At 47.8% G+C, this 23,516-nt stretch carries 24 protein-coding genes and 1 riboswitch; of the genes, 11 read left to right on the forward strand and 13 right to left on the reverse strand.

Features of this window, described 5'->3' with window-relative positions:
- Positions 1 to 12: 12 nt before the first annotated feature.
- Both KNO99_RS07375 and KNO99_RS07380 read right to left on the reverse strand, forming a co-directional pair.
- Positions 13 to 1,011 carry an alpha/beta hydrolase gene (locus tag KNO99_RS07375; protein WP_214746974.1) on the reverse strand — a complete coding sequence of 333 codons (999 nt, stop codon included), beginning with the start codon at positions 1,009 to 1,011 and terminating at the stop codon, positions 13 to 15.
- A 30-nt stretch (positions 1,012 to 1,041) separates the two neighbouring features.
- Entirely contained in the window at positions 1,042 to 1,863 is an 822-nt protein-coding gene (locus KNO99_RS07380; RefSeq protein ID WP_214746976.1) for a Cof-type HAD-IIB family hydrolase, read from the reverse strand.
- A gap of 125 nt (positions 1,864 to 1,988) precedes the next feature.
- On the opposite strand from KNO99_RS07380, the gene KNO99_RS07385 reads away from it, so the two are divergent.
- The 4 genes from KNO99_RS07385 to KNO99_RS07400 all read left to right on the forward strand — a co-directional run bounded on the left by KNO99_RS07385 (position 1,989) and on the right by KNO99_RS07400 (position 5,910).
- The gene (locus tag KNO99_RS07385) at positions 1,989 to 2,681 is read left to right on the forward strand and encodes a response regulator transcription factor (RefSeq protein ID WP_026824524.1); all 693 of its coding nucleotides are present in this window, start codon (positions 1,989 to 1,991) and stop codon (positions 2,679 to 2,681) included.
- A complete protein-coding gene (locus tag KNO99_RS07390; protein WP_214746979.1) occupies positions 2,678 to 4,057 on the forward strand; it encodes a sensor histidine kinase in 1,380 nt (459 codons plus the stop codon). The genes KNO99_RS07385 and KNO99_RS07390 overlap by 4 nt, the downstream gene beginning before the upstream one ends.
- Before the next feature lie 66 nt (positions 4,058 to 4,123).
- On the forward strand, positions 4,124 to 4,489 hold the full coding sequence (locus tag KNO99_RS07395; protein WP_214695922.1) for a DUF1499 domain-containing protein: 366 nt from the start codon (positions 4,124 to 4,126) through the stop codon (positions 4,487 to 4,489).
- The gene (locus KNO99_RS07400; protein ID WP_214746981.1) at positions 4,486 to 5,910 is read left to right on the forward strand and encodes a dihydrolipoyl dehydrogenase family protein; all 1,425 of its coding nucleotides are present in this window, start codon (positions 4,486 to 4,488) and stop codon (positions 5,908 to 5,910) included. The genes KNO99_RS07395 and KNO99_RS07400 overlap by 4 nt, the downstream gene beginning before the upstream one ends.
- Before the next feature lie 32 nt (positions 5,911 to 5,942).
- On the opposite strand, the gene KNO99_RS07405 is transcribed toward KNO99_RS07400, so the two are convergent.
- From KNO99_RS07405 to KNO99_RS07415, 3 genes are all read right to left on the reverse strand, one after another.
- Positions 5,943 to 6,722, reverse strand: a complete 780-nt coding sequence (locus tag KNO99_RS07405; RefSeq protein ID WP_214746984.1) for a flagellar motor protein MotB — start codon at positions 6,720 to 6,722, stop codon at positions 5,943 to 5,945.
- Positions 6,700 to 7,482, reverse strand: coding sequence for a flagellar motor stator protein MotA (motA, locus tag KNO99_RS07410; protein ID WP_074034258.1), 783 nt, complete (start codon positions 7,480 to 7,482; stop codon positions 6,700 to 6,702). The genes KNO99_RS07405 and motA overlap by 23 nt, the downstream gene beginning before the upstream one ends.
- Positions 7,483 to 7,568: 86 nt before the next feature.
- The gene (locus tag KNO99_RS07415) at positions 7,569 to 7,760 is read right to left on the reverse strand and encodes a hypothetical protein (RefSeq protein ID WP_224862903.1); all 192 of its coding nucleotides are present in this window, start codon (positions 7,758 to 7,760) and stop codon (positions 7,569 to 7,571) included.
- A 200-nt stretch (positions 7,761 to 7,960) separates the two neighbouring features.
- Between KNO99_RS07415 and KNO99_RS07420 the strand changes: the two genes are divergently transcribed.
- Together KNO99_RS07420 and KNO99_RS07425 are read left to right on the forward strand one after the other, a co-directional pair.
- Positions 7,961 to 9,340, forward strand: a complete 1,380-nt coding sequence (locus KNO99_RS07420; protein ID WP_214746988.1) for a TrkH family potassium uptake protein — start codon at positions 7,961 to 7,963, stop codon at positions 9,338 to 9,340.
- A 185-nt stretch (positions 9,341 to 9,525) separates the two neighbouring features.
- Positions 9,526 to 9,810 carry a hypothetical protein gene (locus KNO99_RS07425; protein WP_214746991.1) on the forward strand — a complete coding sequence of 95 codons (285 nt, stop codon included), beginning with the start codon at positions 9,526 to 9,528 and terminating at the stop codon, positions 9,808 to 9,810.
- Between the two features lie 79 nt (positions 9,811 to 9,889).
- Here the strand turns inward: KNO99_RS07425 and KNO99_RS07430 are convergent, their stop codons facing one another.
- Together KNO99_RS07430 and KNO99_RS07435 are read right to left on the reverse strand one after the other, a co-directional pair.
- The gene (locus KNO99_RS07430) at positions 9,890 to 10,960 is read right to left on the reverse strand and encodes an SDR family oxidoreductase (protein WP_214746995.1); all 1,071 of its coding nucleotides are present in this window, start codon (positions 10,958 to 10,960) and stop codon (positions 9,890 to 9,892) included.
- Positions 10,957 to 13,131: a PAS domain-containing sensor histidine kinase gene (locus tag KNO99_RS07435; protein WP_251130990.1), complete on the reverse strand. Its 2,175-nt coding sequence runs from the start codon at positions 13,129 to 13,131 to the stop codon at positions 10,957 to 10,959. The genes KNO99_RS07430 and KNO99_RS07435 overlap by 4 nt, the downstream gene beginning before the upstream one ends.
- 126 nt (positions 13,132 to 13,257) lie before the next feature.
- Between KNO99_RS07435 and KNO99_RS07440 the strand changes: the two genes are divergently transcribed.
- Both KNO99_RS07440 and KNO99_RS07445 read left to right on the forward strand, forming a co-directional pair.
- The gene (locus tag KNO99_RS07440; protein WP_214747001.1) at positions 13,258 to 13,752 is read left to right on the forward strand and encodes a restriction endonuclease; all 495 of its coding nucleotides are present in this window, start codon (positions 13,258 to 13,260) and stop codon (positions 13,750 to 13,752) included.
- A gap of 218 nt (positions 13,753 to 13,970) precedes the next feature.
- Positions 13,971 to 14,453, forward strand: coding sequence for an LURP-one-related family protein (locus KNO99_RS07445; RefSeq protein ID WP_214742646.1), 483 nt, complete (start codon positions 13,971 to 13,973; stop codon positions 14,451 to 14,453).
- Positions 14,454 to 14,509: 56 nt separating this feature from the next.
- On the opposite strand, the gene KNO99_RS07450 is transcribed toward KNO99_RS07445, so the two are convergent.
- Positions 14,510 to 15,133, reverse strand: coding sequence for a DUF1836 domain-containing protein (locus KNO99_RS07450; RefSeq protein ID WP_214747004.1), 624 nt, complete (start codon positions 15,131 to 15,133; stop codon positions 14,510 to 14,512).
- Between the two features lie 151 nt (positions 15,134 to 15,284).
- Between KNO99_RS07450 and KNO99_RS07455 the strand changes: the two genes are divergently transcribed.
- Both KNO99_RS07455 and murB read left to right on the forward strand, forming a co-directional pair.
- Entirely contained in the window at positions 15,285 to 15,935 is a 651-nt protein-coding gene (locus KNO99_RS07455) for a diacylglycerol/polyprenol kinase family protein (RefSeq protein WP_074034266.1), read from the forward strand.
- Positions 15,936 to 16,087: 152 nt separating this feature from the next.
- Entirely contained in the window at positions 16,088 to 17,008 is a 921-nt protein-coding gene (gene murB / locus KNO99_RS07460; RefSeq protein WP_214747007.1) for a UDP-N-acetylmuramate dehydrogenase, read from the forward strand.
- A 99-nt stretch (positions 17,009 to 17,107) separates the two neighbouring features.
- Here the strand turns inward: murB and ald are convergent, their stop codons facing one another.
- The 4 genes from ald to trhO all read right to left on the reverse strand — a co-directional run bounded on the left by ald (position 17,108) and on the right by trhO (position 21,167).
- On the reverse strand, positions 17,108 to 18,238 hold the full coding sequence (ald, locus tag KNO99_RS07465) for an alanine dehydrogenase (RefSeq protein ID WP_214747009.1): 1,131 nt from the start codon (positions 18,236 to 18,238) through the stop codon (positions 17,108 to 17,110).
- Positions 18,239 to 18,370: 132 nt separating this feature from the next.
- Positions 18,371 to 19,594 (reverse strand): PucR family transcriptional regulator, encoded by a 1,224-nt coding sequence (locus KNO99_RS07470; protein WP_214747012.1) that lies wholly within the window; start codon positions 19,592 to 19,594, stop codon positions 18,371 to 18,373.
- A 91-nt stretch (positions 19,595 to 19,685) separates the two neighbouring features.
- On the reverse strand, positions 19,686 to 20,099 hold the full coding sequence (locus KNO99_RS07475) for a divergent PAP2 family protein (RefSeq protein ID WP_074034273.1): 414 nt from the start codon (positions 20,097 to 20,099) through the stop codon (positions 19,686 to 19,688).
- Positions 20,100 to 20,225: 126 nt separating this feature from the next.
- On the reverse strand, positions 20,226 to 21,167 hold the full coding sequence (gene trhO / locus KNO99_RS07480; RefSeq protein ID WP_214695947.1) for an oxygen-dependent tRNA uridine(34) hydroxylase TrhO: 942 nt from the start codon (positions 21,165 to 21,167) through the stop codon (positions 20,226 to 20,228).
- A gap of 228 nt (positions 21,168 to 21,395) precedes the next feature.
- Here trhO and KNO99_RS07485 point away from each other — a divergent pair, with 228 nt between their 5' ends.
- Positions 21,396 to 22,040, forward strand: a complete 645-nt coding sequence (locus tag KNO99_RS07485; protein WP_074034276.1) for a TVP38/TMEM64 family protein — start codon at positions 21,396 to 21,398, stop codon at positions 22,038 to 22,040.
- Positions 22,041 to 22,058: 18 nt separating this feature from the next.
- On the opposite strand, the gene KNO99_RS07490 is transcribed toward KNO99_RS07485, so the two are convergent.
- Positions 22,059 to 23,342: a Na+/H+ antiporter NhaC family protein gene (locus tag KNO99_RS07490; protein WP_214747015.1), complete on the reverse strand. Its 1,284-nt coding sequence runs from the start codon at positions 23,340 to 23,342 to the stop codon at positions 22,059 to 22,061.
- Positions 23,343 to 23,411: 69 nt separating this feature from the next.
- Positions 23,412 to 23,506, reverse strand: a riboswitch (SAM riboswitch).
- Between the last annotated feature and the right edge of the window lie 10 nt (positions 23,507 to 23,516).

Raw genomic sequence — 23,516 nt, forward strand, 5'->3', positions numbered from 1 at the left:
CGTCGCTTATTTTTATACGGATTGATTCGTCGTTTCACGTAAGAACGTGATCAGACGGCGATACGTCGAATTTGCCGCCGGGCGGTCCATTTCGAAGTAATAGTTATGACCGAGTTCGTGTTCGTTCCGGTCATAAAATACAGTCGTCACATCCGTTCGACCTGAGAGAATTGTTGCAAATTCTTTTGCCTGATCTTCAAACGAATGGTCGTTTCCGTCAGCGATAAACGTCGGAACGAATGTGGCAGGTACGTTGACGAGCGGCGAAGCTTCAGCGACGACCGGGAGTGTTTCCCAGTTGTATGTGCCAAAATAAGCCCAACCGATGCGTTTGAACAAGAAGCGGTTCACAGATTTCGATGATTCGAGCCATGAACGCTTCAAGTCGAATGGTGCAGACAATAAGATGGTTCCAAGGATAGACGATTTCGGTACAACTTGTTTGACTTCGGCCGAAGGCGAGTAGTCGTCATTTAACTGAATCCCGACAAACTGTGCAACGAGCTGTCCACCGTTCGAATCACCCGCGAAAAAGACGCGGTTCAAATCGAGACGGAATCGATCGTTGTTTTCAGCGATGAATGCATACGCTTCTTCCATTTGCTGAAGTGGTGTCGGATACGTTACATCTGGCGCAAGCGCGTAGTTGATACTGACGACGTTGTAGCCGTTACTCGCAATTGATGTGGCGTATTTTAAGACGTCAGATTTATCACCACCGACGAACGAGCCACCATGCACCCAAAAGATTGTTGGCACAGGTTTTCGGTCGCCTTCATAGCGAATCAAATCAAACGTTCCGTTGTCATAAGAAGACAAGTAGTCGATGTCTTTTCGGACAGACGTCTTTTGAACGACTTCCTCGAATCCCTTCATCTCCACTTCGTTCCCCCCTGCGAACGAAGTTTTGATTAAACGTGTTGCTGGTTTAGGTGAAAGGAACACATAAGCCGCTCCCGCGACCGCTGTTCCAATCAGCCCGACTCCAGCGCGTTTCAACCCTTTATTCATCTTACTTCCTCCCTTTCTACAAACAGAAGCTTATTGCGTGACGAGTACGTTCGCCATGTATGTCTCGATGACATGCGCAATTCCGTCTTCGTTGTTTGACTTCGTAATGAAGTCTGCTTTCCCTTTGACTGTCGTATTGGCGTTACCCATCGCAACACCGAGACCTGCCCATTCAATCATCGTCAAGTCATTGTTTCCATCACCGCAAGCGATGACTTCTTTCTGGGCGATGCCGAGTTGATCTGCTAGGAAAGCAAGGCTTGTCCCTTTTGTGACACCGGCTTCCGTGAACTCTAGGAAGAACGGTTTTGAACGAGCGACGGCCAATTTTCCAGCCAACTCTTCTTGAAGCTTCGTCTCGATCGGAGCAAGCGTGTCACCATCGGCAAGCATCAAACATTTAACGACAGGTGCAGTCACAGCTTCTTTAAAGTTATCGACATGAACGACCGGCATACCTGTCAATTCACCTTCGATATCCGTATACGGGTTCGGGCGATCGGTTACGATTTCGTTACCGACGTACGTATGAATCGCGATTCCTTCCCGTTCACTGATATCATGGAGATGGGCGACTGTGTCCGGTTGAAGCGTACTCGAGAAAATTTCCTCGTTCGTCGCGCAATTGATGACCGAGGCACCGTTGAACGATAAGATGAAGCTACCGTACTTCGCAAGTTCTAATTCACGGGCTGCATCCCACATCGCAAACGTTGGTCGGCCACTCGCGAGCACGACTTTATAGCCGCGCTCTTGCGCATCGAGAAGTGCTTCTTTTGTTTTAGGGGAAATCGTATGGTCGCTCGTGAGGAGCGTATCATCCATATCCAATACAATCATCTTGTAACTCATAGTAGTAGGGGGTCCTCCTTCAGAATCTAATGACTCCATCCTAAACCTTTTTAAGGTCAATTGACAACCTTGTCGCAAAAACGTAACTATAATGTAGAGAAGTGAACTCTAGAAGAGGTGTAAATATGAATCGAATTTTAGTAGCTGAGGACGAGCATGCGATTCGCAGCTTCATTATTGTCAATTTAAAACGAGCCGGTTTCGATGTGTTCGAAGCGACGAATGGACGAGAAGCGGTCACCGCATTTGACCGTGAACCGTTCGATGTCGTCTTATTAGATGTCATGATGCCGGAGATGGACGGATTCGAGGCGTGTGCGGCCATTCGAGATATCGATGAAAACGTCGGAATTATCATGCTGACGGCACGAACGCTCGAAGAAGATAAAATCGAAGGCCTCGGAAAAGGCGCGGACGATTATATCGCCAAGCCGTTCAGTCCAGGCGAATTGGTGGCACGCATTCAAGCGTTGCTGCGACGTGTGGAAAAAGTGAAACGAAAAGACTCGAAGCGGTTGAAGTCAGGCCCATTCGCGATTGATCTTGCGGCGAAGCAAGTGACGAAGTACGGTCAATCGATCGATTTGACGCCGACGGAGTATGACTTGATTTGTCATCTCGTTCAAAACGAAGAAATTGTTTTATCGCGTGATGCACTACTCGATGCCGTATGGGGCGTCAATTACTTCGGTGACCGCAAGACCGTCGACGTCAACATTCGTCGATTGCGTCAAAAAATCGAAGATGACCCGAGTCATCCGATTTACATTGAAACATTATGGGGTCACGGATATAAATGGCGGAGACATGAAGCATGAAACAACAGTTAGTCATTCGCATGATGATTGTCGTGACGATCGTCTTGCTTTTACTCGTCAGTGTCTTGTCTTACGGGACATATCGATACTATTACGAGTATGAGTCAGAAGCGTTACTCAGTCATGCGACCACGAGTGCATATTTATATCCTCAAGCCCAAGTCGGGTTTGAGACGCCGAGTGCCTTTTCCGTTCTCGTCCGGACATTCGGATATCCCGGAACCGATTTGACGATTGTCGACCAGAGCGGTTCAATCGTCAAGACGACCGGTCAACGGACGAGGCAGGCATCTTTTTCACAAGAACAATTGCAAGAGCTGTCACGAGGTGAGTCGGTCGTTCAGGACTATGACGTCGGTGACGAGCATTACTTATCGGTCACCAGTCCGGTTATGACGAACGATACGTCAGAGTTCGCGATTAGCTTTACACGCCCGCTCGAAGACCTAGACACGCTGATTCGTGAGATTTGGATGACCGTCGTCATGATTGGTGTCCTCATCTGGTTACTCGCACTCTATACGGTCATTCGCATTGCTGATCGTTTCGTCCGTCCGATTCGTCAAATCATCGAAACGGCGGATGAGATGGCTCAAGGTGATTTCGACGTCGCTGTGGAGTCGAATGAGAAACATGAGCTTGGGGCATTGGCTCGGACACTCACGTATTTAGGTGCGAAAGTACAGCAGCACCAGTCGACACGTAATGAGTTTCTCTCGAGCGTCTCCCATGAATTGCGGACACCGCTCACATCGATTAAAGGATGGACGGAGACAATTCGAGGTGGCGATGAGAAGTTGTCTGAAGAAACGGAGCTTGGTCTGAGTATCATTCATTCGGAAACAGAGCGCATGATTGGTCTTGTAGAGCAGCTTCTCGATTACACGAAGATTGAAGAGAGTCGATTGGTCTTGTATCGTCAGGAACTCGATTTAGTCTCCTTGTTGCGAAAAGTGACGTTGCAGTTAAAGCAGTCGCTCGAAGACAAAGGCATTACACTCATCGAACGTTATCCTCAAAAGTCAGTCGGGCTATTTGATGAGAATCGATTGAAACAAGTGTTCCTGAACATTCTTGAGAATGCGATTCGCTTTTCACCGGATGGCGGGACATTGACTATCCGTTTCGTTCAATCAGAACGTGTCGCCTTCATCTCGATCATCGATGAAGGTCCTGGTATCTCACGTGAGCATTTGCAGCGTATCACCGAAATGTTCTATCAGGCCCATGTGACGGAAGGGAGTAGCGGTCTCGGACTCGCCATCTCCAAAGAGTTGATTGAGGCACATGAAGGAAAACTCGTCATCGAGAGTGAGGTCGGACACGGGACGACCGTGACGGTTTTATTACCTCTCGACCCGAGTGAACTACATTAATAGGGTTAAACCTCCCGAATTCAGGCTACATATATAGATGTATGTAGAATGAGGGAGGTTTTTGTTATGGCCAATCAGTCATTGAAGCCGTTAAAAGGAAGTCCAAACGCCGTCTCGACGCAAACCTCGATTGAAGAGTTGCGTATGTCTCCGCTCCCATATGCTGGGAGTCGCGGTCAATCAATTGAAGCAATCAAGATGGCAATGAACCAATTGCCACGGGCCGAACTGATCAAAGAAACAGATGAGGGCCTTCATTATGTGGTGACCTCGAAAGTGATGCGTTTTAAAGATGATGTGAATTTTCTATTTGATGATTCCACTCAACAAGTCGAGTTTCGGTCTGCGTCACGTGTCGGCTATTCAGACTTTGGTGTGAATCGGAAGCGGATGGAAGATGTGAGTGAACGATACCGGAGGTTGATTCGATGAAGGACTATCAGTTGATTGTCATCGGCGGTGGTGCCGCTGGGATGACGGTAGCAGCAGGAGCAGCGAACTTAGGCGCGAAAGTCGCGCTTGTTGAAAAGAACAAACATTTAGGTGGCGACTGTCTGCACGTCGGATGTGTCCCGTCGAAAGCATTGATCGCAGCCTCGAAAGAAGCGAATGCGATGATGCGCGCAGCGCGTGTTCTCGGAACAGAATTCAATGGAGGCGAGCATTATCAAATGTCGAAAGCACGAGTCGACAAGGCGCGCGCTATTATCCAAGACCATGATGGGACAGAACGTTTTGAAAAGATTGGGGTCGACGTTTACATCGGAGAAGCTTCTTTCCAAAGCCCGACAGAATTGAAAGTCGGGGACGATTTATTGATTGGAAAAAAATTCGTCATCTCAACCGGCTCAAAACCGACAGTCCCTCCAATCGACGGATTGGATCAAGTCCCATACTTAACGAACGAGACGGTTTTTGAAGAAGAGACGCTTCCAGAAAGCCTCATTGTCATCGGTGCCGGGACAGTCGGCCTCGAGCTAGCACAATCGTTTGTTCGACTCGGCTCGCAAGTTACGGTACTCGAGGCACAGGATGCGTTCTTGCCAAAAGAAGATGAGGACGTCTCAACTTACCTAAAATCTCAACTCGAGATGGCGATGCGCTTAAAAATCGGCGTGAAGGTCAACCGGGTCGATGAAGTCGACGGTCGCATTCGTGTCACGACAGAGGTGGACGGCGAGACAGTCGAATATGAAGCAGATAAACTGCTCATGGCGACAGGGCGTGTGCCACGCATCGACGCGCTTCGTCTCGATCGTGCAAACGTTCAAGTGACGAAAGGATACATCGATGTCTCCTCTTCGTATCGGACGTCACAGCCGCATATCTTTGCGATTGGCGATACGATCAAGACGTTACCGTTCACACACGCGGCTGGCGAAGAAGGGAAAGCCGTTGTCGCGAACGCACTGTTTGGACTATGGAACAAGGTAGATTATAGTAAGCTACCGTGGATCACATTCACAGATCCTGAAGTGTTCCACGTCGGGATGACGGAGAAAGAAGCGCGTGAGCGTTACGGGGATGACATTGAGACATATGAAGCGAAACTGTCAGAAGTGGACCGTTTCATCGCCGAACGCCAAGAGGCGGGCTTTGTCAAAGTCATCACGAAGAAAAATGGAAAGATTATCGGGGCACATGCGGTTGGTGAATCAGCTGGCGACTGGATGCAAATCGTCGTCTATGCGATGCAACGCGGCGATAAGATTGGCAAGTTGTCACGCATGATTTACCCTTATCCATCGCGCAGTGAAGCGGTGAAGAAAGTGACGGATCTCTACTGGCGGAAACGTCTGTTTGAAAGTCCGCTCACAGAACTAGCGAGACGTTACTTCAAATTGACGCAATAACACAAATCACCCACTCGTTTGAGTGGGTGATTTTAGTTCGGTAAGGTGATCGTTTCAATCATTTTCGGTTCGCCCTCCGATAAGTCGACGAGCGGTTTAATTAACACTTCGACACGTCGGTTTTTCGAACGACCTTCTTCTGTGTCGTTCGTGGCGATTGGTTTGAATTCCCCGTAACTTGCGAGTGTAAACTGAGCCGGGTTCAATGCATCATTCGTTAATAATCCACGCATGAATGCCGTCGCACGTGCTGAACTGAGCTCCCAGTTCGATGGGAAGCGGGCCGTGTTGATAGGGATGTTATCCGTATGACCAGAGACGACAATTTCTCGCTTTCCAGCCTTCTCTAAGATTTGACTGATGTTTTGAGCCACATTTTGAGCATCGGCATCAAGTGTCGCTTCTCCTAAGTTGAAGAGGGCACGGTCTTGAATCGTCAAGACAAGACCGCTCGAGTTGATGGTCGCTTTAATTTGGCTCTCTAACCCGTTCTTCTTAATGTATTGGTTCACATCTTCTTTCAACTCATCGAGCTGAGCGAGTTCGTACGTGCGTGGGTTGGCGGTCGTGTTGGTTTTATCCGTCCGACTGATGTCGCTGTTTGAGGCGGTCGAAGCTTGGAAGACACTGACACCCCCAGAGAATACTTGATTGAACGAGCGCGACATTTTCTCTAGCTTCGTTTGGTCGATGTTACTCGATGCGAACAATACGATGAAGAGCGCGAGCAAGAGTGTCAATAAGTCGGCGTAAGGAATGAGCCAACCTTCTGGAATGTGTTCTTCATGATCATGCTTCTTTTTGCGTTTCATAGTCAGCTCGCTCCTTTGGAGACAAATACACAGACAGCTTATCTTCTAACGTTTTTGGAGATTCACCGCTTTGAATCGATAAAATCCCTTCAATCATCATTTCTTTGATGACGACTTCGCTCTTCGAATACTGCTTTAATTTATTGGCAAACGGGAACCAAAGTACGTACCCGGTGAAAATCCCGAATAGGGTTGCGACGAAGGCTGCCGAAATGGCGTGTCCGAGTTTTTCGATATCCGACAAATCTTTCAGGGCGGCGATCAATCCGATAACGGCTCCGAGTACCCCGAGCGTCGGCGCATATGTCCCGGCCTGGGTGAAGATGTCGGCGTTCGCCTTATGACGCTGTTCCATGTTTTCGATATCACGTGACATGACTTCTGCAATGTATTCAGAAGGTTGACCATCGATGACCATCATCATGCCTTGGCGTAAAAATGGTTCTTCAACTTGTTCAAGTGCTGTTTCTAGGGATAATAGTCCCTCTTTCCGAGCTTGCGTCGATAAGTCGACGAATTGTGTAAGCAATCCAGATTTACTTGGGAGTTCTTGTTTTTTGAACAAGATTTTAAATAACTTCGGTACATTTTGAAGCTGTTCTTTCGATACGGCGATACTGACCGCAGCAGCTGTACCGACGAAAATGATAACGATTGCGGCAGGGTTGATCAGCGGTGCAATACCCGCTCCTTTTAATAACATTCCACCAACTAGGGTGAGGAACCCGAGTATGAGCCCGACTAACGTGACGACATCCATGTCTTTGTTTTCCACCTTTCCGAAATAAATCAGGACAAAAAAAGCGAGAGACGCTACTCGTCTCCCGCAACATGCGTTCCCGATGATTAAGCGCCGTTTTCATCAATCAGCATTTGAATGCTGATGTTTCGTTCTTCACGCTCTATATCGGTTAATACGTCGTATTTTTTTAACAATGCGTACAATTGATTCACGACTTCTTGCTCAAGTGACCAATTGAGTAACTCTTCTAGCTGAAAATAAAGGTGAGCGGGCATACATTGTGATTGGCGCTCCAACCTTCGCGAGACATCCTCTATCGAATGATCTACCGTACTAGGGTCCACGGTTTCATTCAACCTCCTCAACATTCTTAAAGTCTATCTCCCATAATACCAAAAATTTGAGGAAAGCGTTAGAGATACATTTTCTTGTTGGCATTTAGAAAGGCGAGGAGTAACATGAGGCTTAGAATAACAGAAGTGAAGGGGATGTCGTGATGCGACATAGACTGTCAGCGCGTGAAATGCGCTTGAAGCGAATCGAGGTACTTTATCGAGTCGTGTTTGAAAAACCTGCCCGTTTTATCGCGGGAGGATTTTTACTTGCGATTTTTATCGGGGCAACACTCTTATATATGCCATTTGCTCAAGAAGAAACAGTTTCCTGGATTGATTGTCTATTTATCGCGACTTCTGCAGGTACCGTGACCGGATTGTCGACTGTCGACATTGGTTCGTCGTTCAACCTGTTTGGGGAATTGGTCATCGTCGCCCTGATTCAAATCGGGGGTCTCGGATTCATGACGATCGCGTTGATGCTCCTGAGTGTATTAGGGAAGAAAATTGGATTGAAACAACGGATTCTTTTGCAAGAATCGCTAAACTTAGCCGGACCCGGTGGAACGGTTCGTCTCGTACGAAACATCGTCTTCACGACGGTCATCGTTCAATTTATCGGGATGCTGTTTTTGACGTTCGAACTGTATAGCACAGAAAACTATTCTTTCGGTGCAGCTCTCTACTATGGCTTTTTCCATGCCGTCTCTGCCTTTAACAATGCAGGCTTCGCGTTGTTCCCGGACAGTCTGATGTCATTTGAACAAAACACGGCGATTGTCGTGACGATTGCCCTCATGATCATGATTGGGGGTCTCGGGTTCACGACGATTGCCGATGCGACAGAAGTGCGAGGATGGAAGCGTCTCGCCCTCCATTCAAAAATTATGATTCTGTCCCTTTTGGTCATCAATGGGGTGGCATGGTTCGTGCTCATGATGTTTGAGTGGGTATCAAACGAAGGTTCTCTCTATGGGCGGTCCATCGGTGAGGCGCTACACGTGACCTTCTTCCAAGCCGTGACGACACGGACGGCCGGTTTCAATACGATTGATATTTCGACGATGGCGCCTGCTTCCATCGGCTTAATTTTAATTTTGATGTATATCGGGGCCGGTGCAGCTTCGACGGGGTCAGGGATTAAAGTGACGACGCTAGCGGTCATCTTCGCGGACATGTGGGCGTTCATTGCGGGTAAGAAAGAAACGGTCATCATGGAGCGGACGATTGATGCGTTTCAAATCAAAAAGGCATACGTTGTCGCCATCTCGAGTTTCTTCTTCATCCTGATTATCACGACACTCGTCATTTTGACGAACGGTCATATTCCAGCGAGTGCCATTCTGTTTGAGACGGTGTCGGCGTTCGGGACGGTCGGGTTATCATTAGGCATTACCGCTGATTTGAATGCTGCCGGCAAAGGGTTCATCATGTTTATGATGCTCCTCGGACGTGTCGGGTCGTTGACGATTCTCTTTACGGTCGCACGACAAGCCGACCGGAAGATTCGCTATCCGAAAGAGAAGATTTTGATTGGTTAAAAAGAGCGCATGAAGAAAGAACGTATTTGGCTGCAATCCATGCATAGGGGATTGTAGCCTTTTTTAGGTCTATACTAATCAGAAGGCGAAATCGTTTTTTTATCAGCTTTTATCTCATTTAATCATTGGTATATAATGGATTTAAAAATGAGTAATCTGTCTGAATCGATTAAGGGGGTTTTAACTTGTTATCTTGGCTAGGTATAACAAAAGGAGAGGAAGAAGGACGTCCATTCTTCGGGGATGTATCAAAAAGAGCGGTGACGCTTGTTTTGCTCACCTCACTGATATTGATGAATGTGGTGAAGTCACTCTTCCTTTACCTGATTCCAAAAATATATTTGGAGGATGTGCTTGTTGCTGTTCTACCTGGTATCGTGGGACTCCTTGTGGCGTTGGTCTATATCCTCGTCCTTGAGCGTATTCTACACGATCAAGCAGAGTCTCGTGGACACGCGGATGAAATCTAAAAAGCAAGTGTGCGCTCGTTCACAGGGCACACCTGCTATATCACTTTGATTCCAATCAAAGTTGAAGCCCTGAACGCATTCAGGGCTTTTCGTGTGTCATGAAATATTGGACGACCTCCGGTAGGTAATCTTGAAGATCCGGACAGACGATTCCAGTCCCATCGAGCGCACGAATCGTTTGCGTCGTATCGAAATGGACAGGATGTTTGAAATAGTCTAGCAGTTCGTGTGGAACATCCAGTTGTGCGGCGTTTTTCCAAGTCGTGAATGCGACATCTGCAACAGCATGGGGAACCGTGCCGCGAGGAGGACGGTGGAACATCGTCTCATGTAGCATGCGATACACTTCACGCGCACCATGCGGGAAAGGGTCCGTCAAATGAAACGTCCGTTTCGCCCCGACTGGCGAGTGTGCTAAGAAGGCGGTCGCTTCCACGACATAATCATAAGGAACTAAATTCACTTCGACGTTCGCACGTCCGATATAAGGGAGCGGTCGCATCTGTTGAAGTTGCGCCATCAATTTCAATACAAAATAGACACCGTCAAACTTCTTCGTTTCACCTGTTCGACTATGTCCAATCACAATACCAGGACGAATAATAGTGATTGGCATTGTGCCCATCTCGCGGGAGACGAGTGCTTCCGCTTCATATTTAGTCGCTTCATAATGATTTTTAAATCGAGCCCGATGCCAGAGTTCGTTCTCATAGACGGTCCCTTGCCTGCGACCGGCAATATAGGCCGTACTGAAATAGACGTACCGCTTTAACTGTTTCGACCGTTTGGCGAACGCCGTGACGTGTTTCGTACCGAGGATATTGATTCGATACCCCGTGTCATACGGAATGCTCAAGTCATAGGCCGCAGCTAGATGAAAGACGTAATGCACGTCACGCTCGATGACAGAGCGCATAATCGGATCGAGAATCACTTCCGGTAACGTGATGTCCGCCTCCACTAAGACGAGCTGGCGAGGCTCGAGGGATGTCGTAGACAGCAACGTGTCTCGTAGTTCTTCCGCTTCACGCTGTTGGTTAGGGAGATGAAGCGCATAGATAGTTCCGATTTGATGAGGCAACGACGCAAGATGTTCGATTAACTTTCCAGCTAAAAATCCAGGGAATCCGGTAAAGGCATAATCGTTCATGATAGTTCCTCCGCTAAGTCTAGTGTGAATGTAAACGTCGATCCTTTTCCGACAGTCGATTCCACTTCGATGCTGCCGCCATGGGACTCGATGATTTCTTTACAGATGGACAAGCCAAGACCGGTCCCACCAATTTTACGTGTATCGGAGTTATCGACCCGATAAAACTTTGTAAAAAGTTTCTCGAAGGCGTGTTCAGGAATACCGATTCCGAAGTCACGAATAGAGACGTGGGCCTGGTTGTGGTCGTGCCGGACCCGTACTTCAATTTCTTGTTCGTTCGGCGAATACTTGATTGCATTCGAAATTAAGTTTACAAGTACTTGTTCAATGCGGTCCCGGTCAGCAATCAAGCGTAGATCTTCATCAGCGTTATCAAAATGAATGGCATGGTCATTCGTTTCACGGAAGCGCTCAACTACCTCTAAGACGAGTTCATTCAACGAGAAATGATCTTGCTTGTATTCCTGATGACCACCCTCCATGCGTTGAATGTCTAAGAAGTCATTGAGTAACGCCGTCAACCTTGACGCTTCCCGTGACATCGTCTTCAAGAAACGTTCTCGCTTATCAGGCGTCAAATCGCGAGCGAGCATCAACTCGATGTAGCCAGATAATGAAGAAAGGGGTGTCCGTAGTTCATGCGAGACCGTGCTCACCAGTTCGTTTTTAATCTGGTCCATCCGCTCTTCTTCCGTTCGGTTACGGAATACGAATAAGAAACCGCTATCCATTCCGATTTGTCGTTTCGTATCCATCGTCGTGCCGTACATCTCGTAATATTCCTCATCTCGGTCGTTCGGTTGAGGGATGGAGAAACGCATGGACACTTCCCGAGCCGTTCCGTCTAACAGTTGATCCATCTTGCGCAACATCTCGCTTCGGTCGCGGGGACGGAACGTGGAGAGGAGGGGGATCCGCTCTTGTATTTTATTCGGGGCGATCCCAGGTAAGTCCATGAGGCGTCGCGCATGGACGTTCATGAACAAGACGCTCCCGTTCGACTCGGTCAAGACGAATGCTTCGTTTGACGCCTGTAAAATCGATTGAATGATGTCTCGTTGGCGGGCAATCGCATTTTTCTCTCGTTCCAGCATGCGTTCTATTTTTTTACGGTCGCTAATGTCACGCATGACGGCGACTCGTAACGTTTGGCCTAGATACGTCACTTCTTTCGGGTAAACCTCCATCTCTAAAAACGTGCCGTCCGCTCGTCGTCCGATCACTTCATATGGTGTTTGGATATGGTTGCGGATTCGTCGCAACACATCTGCCCGATATCCTTCGGCAATAAATTCAACCGTTTGCCGACCGACCATTTGTTCGGCTGGGATTTTGAAGATGGATTCCGCTGCTTTGTTCGCGTCAAGGATCATCCCGTCTTCGTGGAATAGAACAGCCTCGATGACAGATTCGGCAAACATCCGATACCGTTGTTCCTTATAACGGAGTTCTCGTTTTAGTTCAATCTCAGGACTCACATCAAATACGAAGAAAAAGAATCCGATGAGCTGCTCTTGTTCATAGACCGGGTGCATAAAGAGTTTTCCGATAAAATGTGTCCGATCTTTACATTGAAATTTCCACTCACGGTCTCCTTTGTCGAGTGCGAGGCGTAACATTTGTTCGAACGAAAGCAACCGTTCCGTTTCATCTTGATAGGCAGCCCGCTTTTCGCTCAGCTCTCTTGACTCGAACAAAGCGAACGGGGTCATTTCATATAACACTTCATGAGGGGCGTAGCCGAACAGTTCCGTTGCCCCCTGATTAAATCGAGTGATCAACATATTGGCATCCGTCATGATCATCGCCATGTCGAGCTCGGTGTGCATCATCGCTTCAAACGCATTGTGTTGAATCGTCACGCGTGTATCGAGAGGGAGTGGTTCGATGGAAAGAATGTAGTGCTTTTCCCAAGGGATGGCATGCACGCGCATCGTCGGCAGTTCATACATCCATGGAAGTCCCTGCTCCATTCGGCGAGATAATTCCATCGTAAGCGGAGACTGGTTGACCATGTGAAAGAGGTTCGTACGAGTCTGTAGATTCTCTGGAAACTTTTCTAGGAACGGTCGGTTTGCTTGAACGATTGTTCCATCTTTTTCTATTAAAGCAACCCCGTAAGGTAATGCATGTAATAACTCACTTTGGAGATTGGTGCGATTCTCCATCAACGATCATCCCTCCTTCGTGGTGTCAGACGAGCATATCTTCTATAACATTCGACAGATCCCCCTTTCATTTCCTGCCCTCGAAACGGTAAAGTGGGAGAGAGGACGTGGAAAGGAACGATGGGGATGATTGGATTACTTATTAGTATGATCGGTGCTATTGGTCTATGGTGGTTCGGAGCACCGCTTTGGAGCAGTATCTTACTACTCGTGTTAGGAATCGTGTGGTTCGTCTGGAGAGTCCGACTGTCGACAATCGACCGAATCGATCGGATGGATGGCCGAGAATTCGAACTGTTTTTAGAGAATGTTTTTACGGCGCTCGGATACACGGTCACCGTGACACCAGCCTCGCGTGACTTTGGGGCAGACTTGTTACTCGAGACACCCGATGGATGGTCGATTGCGGTACAAGCGAAACGGTATGAAAAGGTAGTCGGTCTTGAAGCGGTTCAACAAATTGCGGCTGCCGTTCCGTATTATCAGGCACATGAAGGATGGGTCGTGACGAACTCGACATTTACGGACAGTGCGTATGAATTGGCGGCGCCAAATCAAGTTCGTCTGATTGCAAGAATGGAGCTTGAAGAACTCTTAAAAGAAGCGGGATATAAGCGATAAGAATAGGCATGTTCACAAGTTCGACAGAATCCAAAATGATGTCGAAAAAAAGGGCTTGTCTTTTTCTTTAATCGATGCAATAATCATCTTCGTCATATGAAATATGTAGTAGTTGAAACGAGATAAAAACTACACAGAGAAACGATTGGGGTTTCAAGAAATGCCCGACCGTACACATACAAACAATCACGGTTGGAACGTGCTAGGAGGAAAAAGCGGTGCGCAAATTAATTTATGTAAAAGGTTGCGTCTTTACGCAAGGCGAGGCGACCATTTATGATGAGACAAATGATGCGATCGGATCTGTTCACCGCGACGCGGAAGGCAGTGTCCAAGTGCACAATTTGTCTGGACGACAGATCGCTCACGGGAAGTATATCCCGAACTGCCAAAAATGGGTCGTGATGAACCATGACGGACAGGCGATTGGTCAATTGAAAGACAAGTTCTCGTTATTCGGGAAAAAGTGTGAGTACAACGTCTATGAACGCGGACTCTTCACGATTCAATACGATGTGGAACGTCATAAGTTCAGCGTTCGCGACAAAGCAGGCAAATTGGTCGCGGAGCTTCGGAAAGAAGAGGACGATACGTTCTGCTTAACGAAAGAAGCCGATCAGCTATCGATGTTCGAACTTCTTTCTGTCTTAAAAACGTTAACGGTTAAATCGCGGATGCCGCTCGCAGCATCTGTCTCATAACGATGACGAGCACCGGTCAGGAGACCGGTGCTTTTTCATGTACAAAAACCGCTTCATCAAATGAAACGGTTCAGGTAATGTTTTGCCTCGAGTTCAAGCGTTGTGACGCGATGTGCGTAAAGACAGAGCTTCAAGACATGAATGATATTCGGATGTGTGTATTTCGTTTTTTCGAGAGAACGCTTGGCACGAGTATCGAGTAAATCAATCGGACTCGTCGACTTGGCGTACTCCGCATACAGGCGATAAAAATCAATCGGAGTGATGAAGTCGTCTTCGTCCCGGTCAGGGTTGTTGAAGATAAGTGCCAATAAGGAACTTGTCTCTTCAAGTGAGAAAAGGTGTTTCAAGTCATCAAGAAGGTAGATGATGGCTGCTTGATGCAAGGAATACTTTTTACCGATTCGTGGGACACCGATGATTTTACGGACTTCACGCTTCGTCCAGTTTTGAATCGTCGTCGCCGAGAGATGTTCTCCGGTCAATGCGTTCGCAAGGGCGACGATTTGATTAATCGACAGACCATTCTTTTCAATATGAAACAAGTGGATTTTTCGAAGCTCTTTTGGAAAATGTTCACGCACGTCTTCAGGGAAGAGGGCGATGGCTCGCTCGATTTCTCCGACCTGCATGAAGTGAAGGCAATCTGCCAAAGTTTGAATTGAAGTTGCGTCGCGCATACGGCCACCCTTTCTATCACCAACATCGTACGTTGGCTATACAGTCATTTGACCTCATTCTACCAAATGTTTGAAAAGTAAGCTAGGATGGGCACTGATTAAGGTATAATGACGGTATTATACACATCCTACACATAGAGGTGGTCAAGCAATGAATGAATGGATTAGTTCGATTCTTTCCATCGTGATTGTCCTTGTATTTCTCGTCGGTCTCGAACAAGTTGGAAAGCGTCTTGGGTGGACAGACGAAACGATTCGAAAAAGTGTACATATCGCAGTCGGACATTGGTCGCTACTAGCGGTCTGGTTAATGGATTCCTGGTACGTCGCGGCAGTTCCGCTCATCTTCTTCACGTTCGCGAACGCGGTCTTGTTATATAAAAGTCCATCACCGGTACATCAGACGGAACGGAAGTCTTTCGGAACGGTCTATTATCCAATCGCCTTACTCATCATTTTATACTTCTTCTTTGAGTCGGAACCGATTGCATTTTTAGCGGGATCACTCGTCCTCGCCTGGGGGGATGGAATGGCTGCATTGATTGGACGGAAGTACGGGACAGTCATCTATGATTTGTACGGTCAAAAGCGTTCCTTCCAAGGGAGCGTCGCCATGTTCTTAAGCTCGTATGCGGTCTTATTTTTATTGTTTTTGTGGAATGATGTCGTCATGTGGCAAGTGGTAACATATGGATTTATCATTTCCATCATCGCCACACTAACTGAAGCGATTTCATATCGAGATTGGGATAACTTTACAATTCCGATTGTAGTGGCTGTAGCGACATCGCTATTGTTATAAACTAATCATGACATTGTAAGAAAAACGTTGCTTGTCACGTCCGACAATCATTTGTATACTGTGTTTCGTACTGAAACCATTCAGTGACGTGCTCGGTACGAAGAAGATGTGATCGAGACACTTAAATAGAACGTAAAGGATTGAGTGAACGCATGAGCTTTTTACAGCAACTCCAGAGTATTATTCCGGCCGAGCGCGTCCTTCAAGACGAGCCGCTGTCGGCACACACGTATACAAAACTAGGCGGGAAAGCAGATTACTTCGTAGCCCCACACACGTACGAAGAAGTCCAAGCCGTCTTAGAACTAGCCCATCAGGAAGCAATGCCGTTCATGATCCTCGGGTTCGGTTCAAACTTGATTGTTCGCGACGGGGGAATTCGCGGAGTCGTTTTAAACTTGAATGAACTGAATACGATTCGTCGTGAAGAGAACCAACTCGTAGCGCAGGCTGGGGCAGCGATTATCGATGTCTCACGTCAAGCGCTTGCGGAAGGCTTATCCGGTCTTGAGTTCGCTTGTGGTATCCCTGGAACGGTCGGTGGCGCCGTCTATATGAACGCGGGTGCATATGGGGGAGAAACGAAAGACGTTATCACGTCTGCGACAGTATTGACATCGGACGGACAAGTACTTCATTTGTCAAAAGACGAATTAGAACTCGACTATCGCACGAGCCGTGTATCAAAAGAAGGGTTCATCGTGTTAGAAGCGACATTCGAGCTCGAACCGAAAAACTACGAATTGATCAAAGAAGTCATGGACGATTTGACGTATAAACGTGAGTCGAAGCAACCGCTCGAATATCCTTCGTGCGGAAGTGTCTTCAAACGTCCGCCAGGCTACTTTGCCGGCAAGTTGATTCAAGACTCTGGCCTTCAGGGCAAACGAATCGGAGGGGCGGAAGTATCGCTTAAGCACGCAGGATTCATCGTCAACATCGCGGAAGCGACAGCGACAGAATACATTTCGCTGATCCGTCACGTGCAAGCGACTGTTAAAGAGAAGTTCGAAGTGGAATTAGAACCGGAAGTGAAAATCATCGGGGAAGATATCGCTGTCGAAAACGCATAATGAGAAGAAGGGGCTGAGCGATTTTGTTCAGTCCCTTCTTTTATTTCATATATTTCATACGAAAAAGACGACGAGAACGGGCATCTCGTCGTCTTTCGATTACGCTTGTGTTTGTTTTGCGACTGCCTCATAGGCAGGGACGAACGGATACTCTAAATCACGAGCGACCGCTTCGTATGTGACCGTACCGTTGATAACGTTTAAGCCTTTAAGAAGGGCATCGTTTCCGAGGAGTGCCGGGAGCACACCTTTTTGTGCACATTCAATAATGTATGGCATCGTTGCGTTCGTAAGCCCCATTGTCGATGTGCGTGGCACGGCACCTGGCATGTTGGCGACGGCGTAATGTTGCACACCGTAACGTTCATACGTTGGCGCATCATGCGTTGTGATATGATCAATCGTTTCACAAATTCCACCTTGGTCAATGGCAACATCGACAATCACCGATCCTGGGGACATGCGTTGTACCATTTCTTCTGTGACAAGTTTCGGTGCTTTTGCTCCAGGAATCAAAACAGCACCGATGACGAGATCACTCTCAGCTACTTGTTTGGCGATATTGTATTTGTTCGAGATTAATGTGTTGATTGTGTTTCCGAACAAGTCGTCGATTTGACGAAGACGAGCTGGGCTGATGTCCATCAAGGTAACGCTTGCCCCGAGACCGATGGCGATACGCGCTGCGTTCGTTCCGACGACACCGCCCCCGATGACCGTGACGTTCGCACGAGGTACGCCCGGAAGACCTGACATGAGGATTCCTTTTCCACCGTGCGGTTTTTCGAGAATCTGTGCCCCGATTTGAGCAGCCATACGACCTGCGACTTCACTCATCGGTGTGAGAAGTGGTAACGTCCGGTCGACTTCGACCGTCTCATACGCGATAGCAGTGATGCCTGATTCGACGAGTGCTTTCGTTAATTCTGGTTCTGCCGCTAAGTGCAAATACGTGAAGAGCGTCAGATCAGGACGGAAGTATTGATATTCAGACGGCTGCGGTTCTTTCACTTTGAGCGCAAGTTTGACGCCTTCCCATACTTCTTTCGCCGTTTCGACGATTGTTGCACCGGCATCGATATATTCCATATTCGTGAAACCACTGCCGAGACCCGCATTTGTCTCGACGAAGACGTCATGACCAAGTTCCGTTAACATAAATGCACCCATCGGTGTCAAAGCCACCCGATTTTCATTGTTTTTAATCTCTTTTAATACCCCGATTTTCATGGAACATTCCCCTTTCATTCCGTTGACACAAATTGTTCACACCCCTAGTATAGACCCATTCGAAAACGCTGTCTTTATCATGGATTCTAAAAACGAAGACGCTCACTTTGTGAAAAAACACAAAGCGAACGTCTAGTCTTCTAATCGATATTGGCCGGCTTTAATCGCCAAATAAATCATGGACCGTTCGGGTAAGGAAACTTGCGTGATATTCGTCAACTCTTCGATGCGTCGAATCCGATACAAGACGGTATTCGGATGGATATGAAGGTGGGCGGCGACCCGCTTTACATTCCCATCGAAATAAAAATACCATTCGAGCGTCTTCACGAGTTCGGTCTGATGGGATGAGTCATATTGTTGCAACCGTTCGACGGTCGGATGGGTTTCCAGTCGAAGTCCGATGCGACGTGCGAGTTCCGGGACGAGTTGATAAATCCCAATCTGTTCGAAGGCGCGAGAAGTCGCGAGCTCAAGAGGAAACTTACGACGAAGTGTTGTGACACGTCGTGCCTCTTCCGCTGCGGCGTACAGCATGTCACTCTCGAAAAAGCGCCGACTGATTCCGAGTCGCGGCTCAGATTCAGTGAACTTGTCTTGAAGCAACTGTTCGAATCGTTCCGCCCAAGCGAGCAATTCCACTTCTTCATCGGAAAGTTCGGATTTCATGTAATGCCAGACGAGTAACTGCTGTCCATCGATGGCATGCAAGACCACTTCAATCGCCTCTTGGGTCGCGAGCACATAATGCAGACGTTCAGCGAGTTGCGGGGTGATCGGTTGAGCGCATTCGATAATCGTCAATCGACTGGCGACGGCGATGGGTGCGAGTTCGTTCAATCGTTCGCGATTGGTATCAGAGAGCGTCGGGGAAGCGAGGACATCTAACAAGAAGCGTTCAAGTTCCGCGCTAATGCGTCGCTCGTGCATCGCGATGGTCATGAGCAACTTCTTGGCAATGGTCGCTCCTTCTTGCAAGATAGCTAATTCTTGAGTGGTAAACGGATTCGTTCGAGCCAAGCTCCAAATATAACCGAGTACTTCGTCATGTTGTTTGATCACGATGGCGGCACGCTCACCGAGCCCGACAGCGAGCCGTGCTGGAATGACGACAGGCTCATCTTGGTCAATGACTTCTCGTAAAATCCCACTTTCCCATAAATCTTCAATGACAGCTTCTGGAACCCGACGACCGATGATCGTGGCGATTCTGGCCGGATCGGTCGAATCTGGATGGGTGCTGTACGCCAGCAACTGGTGGTGGCGATTTTCAATCGTGATGGGTGCTCGAATCGCTTGACCGATTGCTTCGGCGAGTGTATCGAGAGACTCATAAGATTTCTGCAAAAAAGGCATGTCGATTCCTCCTCTCTCTGAGTATAACTTCTTCTTTGTGAAACTTCACAAAAAGAATCGAAAGTGTGAGAAATGACATACCTTTAGTGGATTACATCGGGAAAAACAATCCGACAACGAGACCGAGCAACGCCCCGACGATGACTTGGAACGGCGTGTGCCCGACAAGTTCATTCAAAAGTGGAGTCTCGTGTTTGATGCCTTTGAAGTAATCATTCAATAACCGGGCCTGAAAACCGACCGCCTGCCGGACGCCGGTCGCATCATACATGACGATCGTGGCAAAGACGACAGCGAGGGCAAACATGCTCGAGTCGATCCCTTCCATACGTCCGATTGCCGTAGCGAGTGCGACGACCGTGGACGAGTGTGAGCTTGGCATGCCGCCTGAAGCGAACATGATTTCAATTTCAAAATCCCTTGTTTTAATAAGTTCGGTAACGAGTTTGGCCGCTTGGGCGATAAACCAAGCAAGAATCGCAGCGAGTAAAGGTTCGTTAAACATGCATTCACTTCCTGTCTGACATAGTAACTTCACTATACCCGAAAGCGGGACAGGCTAGACGTTAAGATTTCGTCAAAAAAAGGTGTCACGGACGGCTTGTCCATGACACCTTTTGGTCGATTTTTGTTACCCGACTACTCCTTCAGTTTCCTGAAGTTTCTCTGCAATGTTGTCGATGATATAACGGTTGCGTGGGTGTTCTTGACACTCTTTCGAGCATGAACGCATTTGTTTCGGTTCACACTCTTCACAACAGAAATGTTGCACATTGCACTCCGGGTTTGCACAATTAACGTAACGAACCGTCTCGGTTCCACAGTGCATGCAGTGTGAAACAACAGTCGGGTTCACAGAGTTAACAGGGACGTTGATGCGCTCGTCAAAGACGTAAAGCTCACCATCCCAGTTTTCACCTTTCGTCGCTTCGTCTTTTCCATACATCGCGACGCCACCTTTTAAGTGGAAGATGTTGTCGTGACCTTGGTCACGCATATATGCTGTAAATTTCTCGCAACGGACGCCACCAGTACAGTACGTGAGAAGTGTTTTTCCTTCGTAGAGGTCTTTGTTCTCTTCGAGCCATTCTGGCATGTAACGTGAAGCCTCTACATCGATTTTGATCGCGTTTTTAAAGTGACCAAGTTCGTACTCGTAGTTGTTACGGACGTCGAGGATGACGACATCATCACGATTCATCATCTCTTTCCATTCTGCTGGTTCGAGGTATGCACCATGTTGTTTCGGTACATCAAACTCACCATCAAAGCGCCACGTCACGAGCTCTTTCTTGTGACGGACAAAAATTTTCTTGAACGCATGCTCTTCGACTTCATCGATTTTGAACTCGATATCGCTGAAGAGTGGGTTTGCCTTCAAGTCGTTCATGTATTGCTCAGTTTGTTCCCAAGTACCAGAGCACGTCCCGTTGATTCCTTCGGAGGAAATCAAGATGCGTCCTTTGATGCCGAGGTCTTTACAATACTTCAAATGTTCTTGTGTGAGTGTTTCTGGGTCTTCGATGTTGACGTACTTATAGTACAGCAAGACCCGCATTGGTTTTGTTTCCATGTTGTGTTGCTCCCCTGTGTTCAGTTTTTTGCAGGAAAACGAACGTTGGGTTGTGTCGTTCGACGAATAGACTTGCCTGCAACCACAAGTCCATTATTATATGATAAATATCACGACGAATTTTCGCAAATGGTTTTTAATTTTTTTTGACGAATGCAGGGAGATGCGTCTTGTAAATCGAATTCGGGTAATAGAGTAGTAGTAACGAAAGTTGAAGGTGGAACGACTATGCTCACTTCTCTCCAACAGTACATCATCCAATTAATCGAATGGCTTCAAAGCTTGCCTGGCGGTCCTTGGGCCGGACTCGGTGCTCCGTTTTTAGAAGCGATCTTTCCGTTTTTGCCACTCGTTTTAATCATTTCAGCGAATGCGGCAACATATGGGTTTTTGTTAGGGGTCCTTTTATCATGGATTGGGAACTTACTCGGAACGATTGTCGTCTTCGCAGCCGTCCGATATGTGTTTCGTAAACCGATGACACGCTGGCTCGAAAAACATAAAGCGGCTGTCTATTGGTTGGAACGAATCAATCATATGAGTCCGATTTCACTCGGGTTCTTGTATTCACTCCCGTTCATCCCAGTCAGTTTGATTACCTATTTGCTGGCGCTCATTCAGATGCCGCTCCGTACGTTCATTTTGGCGGCGGGATTCGGGAAACTACTCGTCGTCGTCATTTTCTCGGTCATCGGGGATCAATGGGAAGAATTTATCCAAAGCCCGTTTCGTTTATCGATGCTCGGTCTGCTTTTGGTCGCATTGTGGGCCATCAGTCGAGGACTAGAAGAAGTGCTCAAACGACGCGCTTTCAAAAAACGCAACGAGCAGTTGAAACAAGAGATGATCACTAAACGACAAACACCCCTTTGAACAAGGGGTGTTTGTCGTTTAAGACTGCTTTTTAAAACGCGGGAAATTGAATGCGATGGCAATTCCTCCGCAGATAAAGAGGAGGAACGGATAAAACATGAACGGGACGAGGTCCGGCGATGCGGTCTTCGTCAACTCTGCGGCGATGAGGAGTTGCGCTCCATATGGAAGAATCCCTTGTACACCACATGAGAAGATATCGAGTACGCTTGCTGATTTCTTCCGTTCGATATCATATTCGTCCGCAATGTTCGCGGCAAGTGGTCCGGCTACAAGAATAGAAATCGTATTGTTCGCGGTCGCTACGTTCGTCGCACTGACGAGACCCGCGATACTCCACTCGGCACCAGCACGTTTTTGAATCCGTGACGTCAGCGCATCACGTAAATACGTGAGTCCTCCGTTGTGCGAAATAAGACCGACGAGTCCGCCCATGAGTAACGTCAAGAACGAGATTTCAGCCATACCGACCATGCCATCGGCGATAGCGGTCACAAATGCTGTGACGGATAAGCTTCCGTCGAGAAGACCGATGATTCCTGTTAGCGTGATCCCTCCTAACAGGACGAGAATGACGTTCAGTCCCGTTAACGCCAGTCCGATGACCGCGAGATACGGAATGAGTTTATACCATTCGAATACGGCGACATCGACCGTCGATTCACCGTTCGACAAGACGGCGAGTAAAATCGTCGTGATGATGGCAGCTGGTAGCACGATCCAGAAGTTCGTTCGGAACTTATCGCGCATGTTCGTCCGTTGTGTCCTTACGGCAGCAATGGTCGTATCCGAAATGAATGAAAGGTTGTCTCCGAACATGGCTCCGCCGACCACTGCCGCGGCTGCGATGGCGACGTTCACACCACTTTCCTCATGAATACCGAGGGCAATCGGCGCAAGTGCCGCAATCGTTCCGGTCGATGTACCCATTGCCATTGAAATGAAAGCAGCAATGACGAATAGTCCACTTAAGAGAAGCGATGGGGGTAAAAGCGTCAACGCCGCGTTGACCGTCGCGTCGATGGCACCGATTGATTCGGCTACCGTTGAAAAGGCACCGGCCAGTAAGAAGATAAAAATCATAATGATGATTCCCGGATTTCCGGCACCTTGCGCGATGCGCTCGACGGTTTGAGTGGCACTTCCTTTTGTCATGAATGCTGCAACCATCAAGGCGATGATGGCCGCAACGAGTACAGGAAACTTATAGAAGTCCCCATAGTAGACACCCGCCCCGATGAAAAAGAGCAAGAAGACGAGTAACGGCAGAAGTGCCCACTTGTTTGCTGTTGGTTGTTCCAAAATAATCACCTCACTAAAAAATAAAAAGGACCTTTTTCTTGAGAAAAAGGTCCTTCGTGTGAAATACCCTTTTCATCTTTCGGACGTATGTCCGCTGGATTTGGCACAGGTTCCCCGCTGCCGAGACTTCATAGGGCCAGTCCCTCCGTCTCTCTCGATAAAAAGTTAAGTTAT

Source organism: Exiguobacterium sp. s189, assembly GCF_018617615.1.
Classification (GTDB): domain Bacteria; phylum Bacillota; class Bacilli; order Exiguobacteriales; family Exiguobacteriaceae; genus Exiguobacterium; species Exiguobacterium aestuarii_A.

Bases quoted from the DNA above. Each gene is read 5' to 3' on its own strand.
- KNO99_RS07375 (WP_214746974.1), bottom strand. From the start codon at position 1,011: ATGAATAAAGGGTTGAAACGCGCTGGAGTCGGGCTGATTGGAACAGCG.
- KNO99_RS07380 (WP_214746976.1), bottom strand. From the start codon at position 1,863: ATGAGTTACAAGATGATTGTATTGGATATGGATGATACGCTCCTCACG.
- KNO99_RS07385 (WP_026824524.1), top strand. From the start codon at position 1,989: ATGAATCGAATTTTAGTAGCTGAGGACGAGCATGCGATTCGCAGCTTC.
- KNO99_RS07390 (WP_214746979.1), top strand. From the start codon at position 2,678: ATGAAACAACAGTTAGTCATTCGCATGATGATTGTCGTGACGATCGTC.
- KNO99_RS07395 (WP_214695922.1), top strand. From the start codon at position 4,124: ATGGCCAATCAGTCATTGAAGCCGTTAAAAGGAAGTCCAAACGCCGTC.
- KNO99_RS07400 (WP_214746981.1), top strand. From the start codon at position 4,486: ATGAAGGACTATCAGTTGATTGTCATCGGCGGTGGTGCCGCTGGGATG.
- KNO99_RS07405 (WP_214746984.1), bottom strand. From the start codon at position 6,722: ATGAAACGCAAAAAGAAGCATGATCATGAAGAACACATTCCAGAAGGT.
- motA (WP_074034258.1), bottom strand. From the start codon at position 7,482: ATGGATGTCGTCACGTTAGTCGGGCTCATACTCGGGTTCCTCACCCTA.
- KNO99_RS07420 (WP_214746988.1), top strand. From the start codon at position 7,961: ATGCGACATAGACTGTCAGCGCGTGAAATGCGCTTGAAGCGAATCGAG.
- KNO99_RS07430 (WP_214746995.1), bottom strand. From the start codon at position 10,960: ATGAACGATTATGCCTTTACCGGATTCCCTGGATTTTTAGCTGGAAAG.
- KNO99_RS07435 (WP_251130990.1), bottom strand. From the start codon at position 13,131: ATGGAGAATCGCACCAATCTCCAAAGTGAGTTATTACATGCATTACCT.
- KNO99_RS07440 (WP_214747001.1), top strand. From the start codon at position 13,258: ATGATTGGATTACTTATTAGTATGATCGGTGCTATTGGTCTATGGTGG.
- KNO99_RS07450 (WP_214747004.1), bottom strand. From the start codon at position 15,133: ATGCGCGACGCAACTTCAATTCAAACTTTGGCAGATTGCCTTCACTTC.
- KNO99_RS07455 (WP_074034266.1), top strand. From the start codon at position 15,285: ATGAATGAATGGATTAGTTCGATTCTTTCCATCGTGATTGTCCTTGTA.
- murB (WP_214747007.1), top strand. From the start codon at position 16,088: ATGAGCTTTTTACAGCAACTCCAGAGTATTATTCCGGCCGAGCGCGTC.
- ald (WP_214747009.1), bottom strand. From the start codon at position 18,238: ATGAAAATCGGGGTATTAAAAGAGATTAAAAACAATGAAAATCGGGTG.
- KNO99_RS07470 (WP_214747012.1), bottom strand. From the start codon at position 19,594: ATGCCTTTTTTGCAGAAATCTTATGAGTCTCTCGATACACTCGCCGAA.
- KNO99_RS07475 (WP_074034273.1), bottom strand. From the start codon at position 20,099: ATGTTTAACGAACCTTTACTCGCTGCGATTCTTGCTTGGTTTATCGCC.
- trhO (WP_214695947.1), bottom strand. From the start codon at position 21,167: ATGGAAACAAAACCAATGCGGGTCTTGCTGTACTATAAGTACGTCAAC.
- KNO99_RS07485 (WP_074034276.1), top strand. From the start codon at position 21,396: ATGCTCACTTCTCTCCAACAGTACATCATCCAATTAATCGAATGGCTT.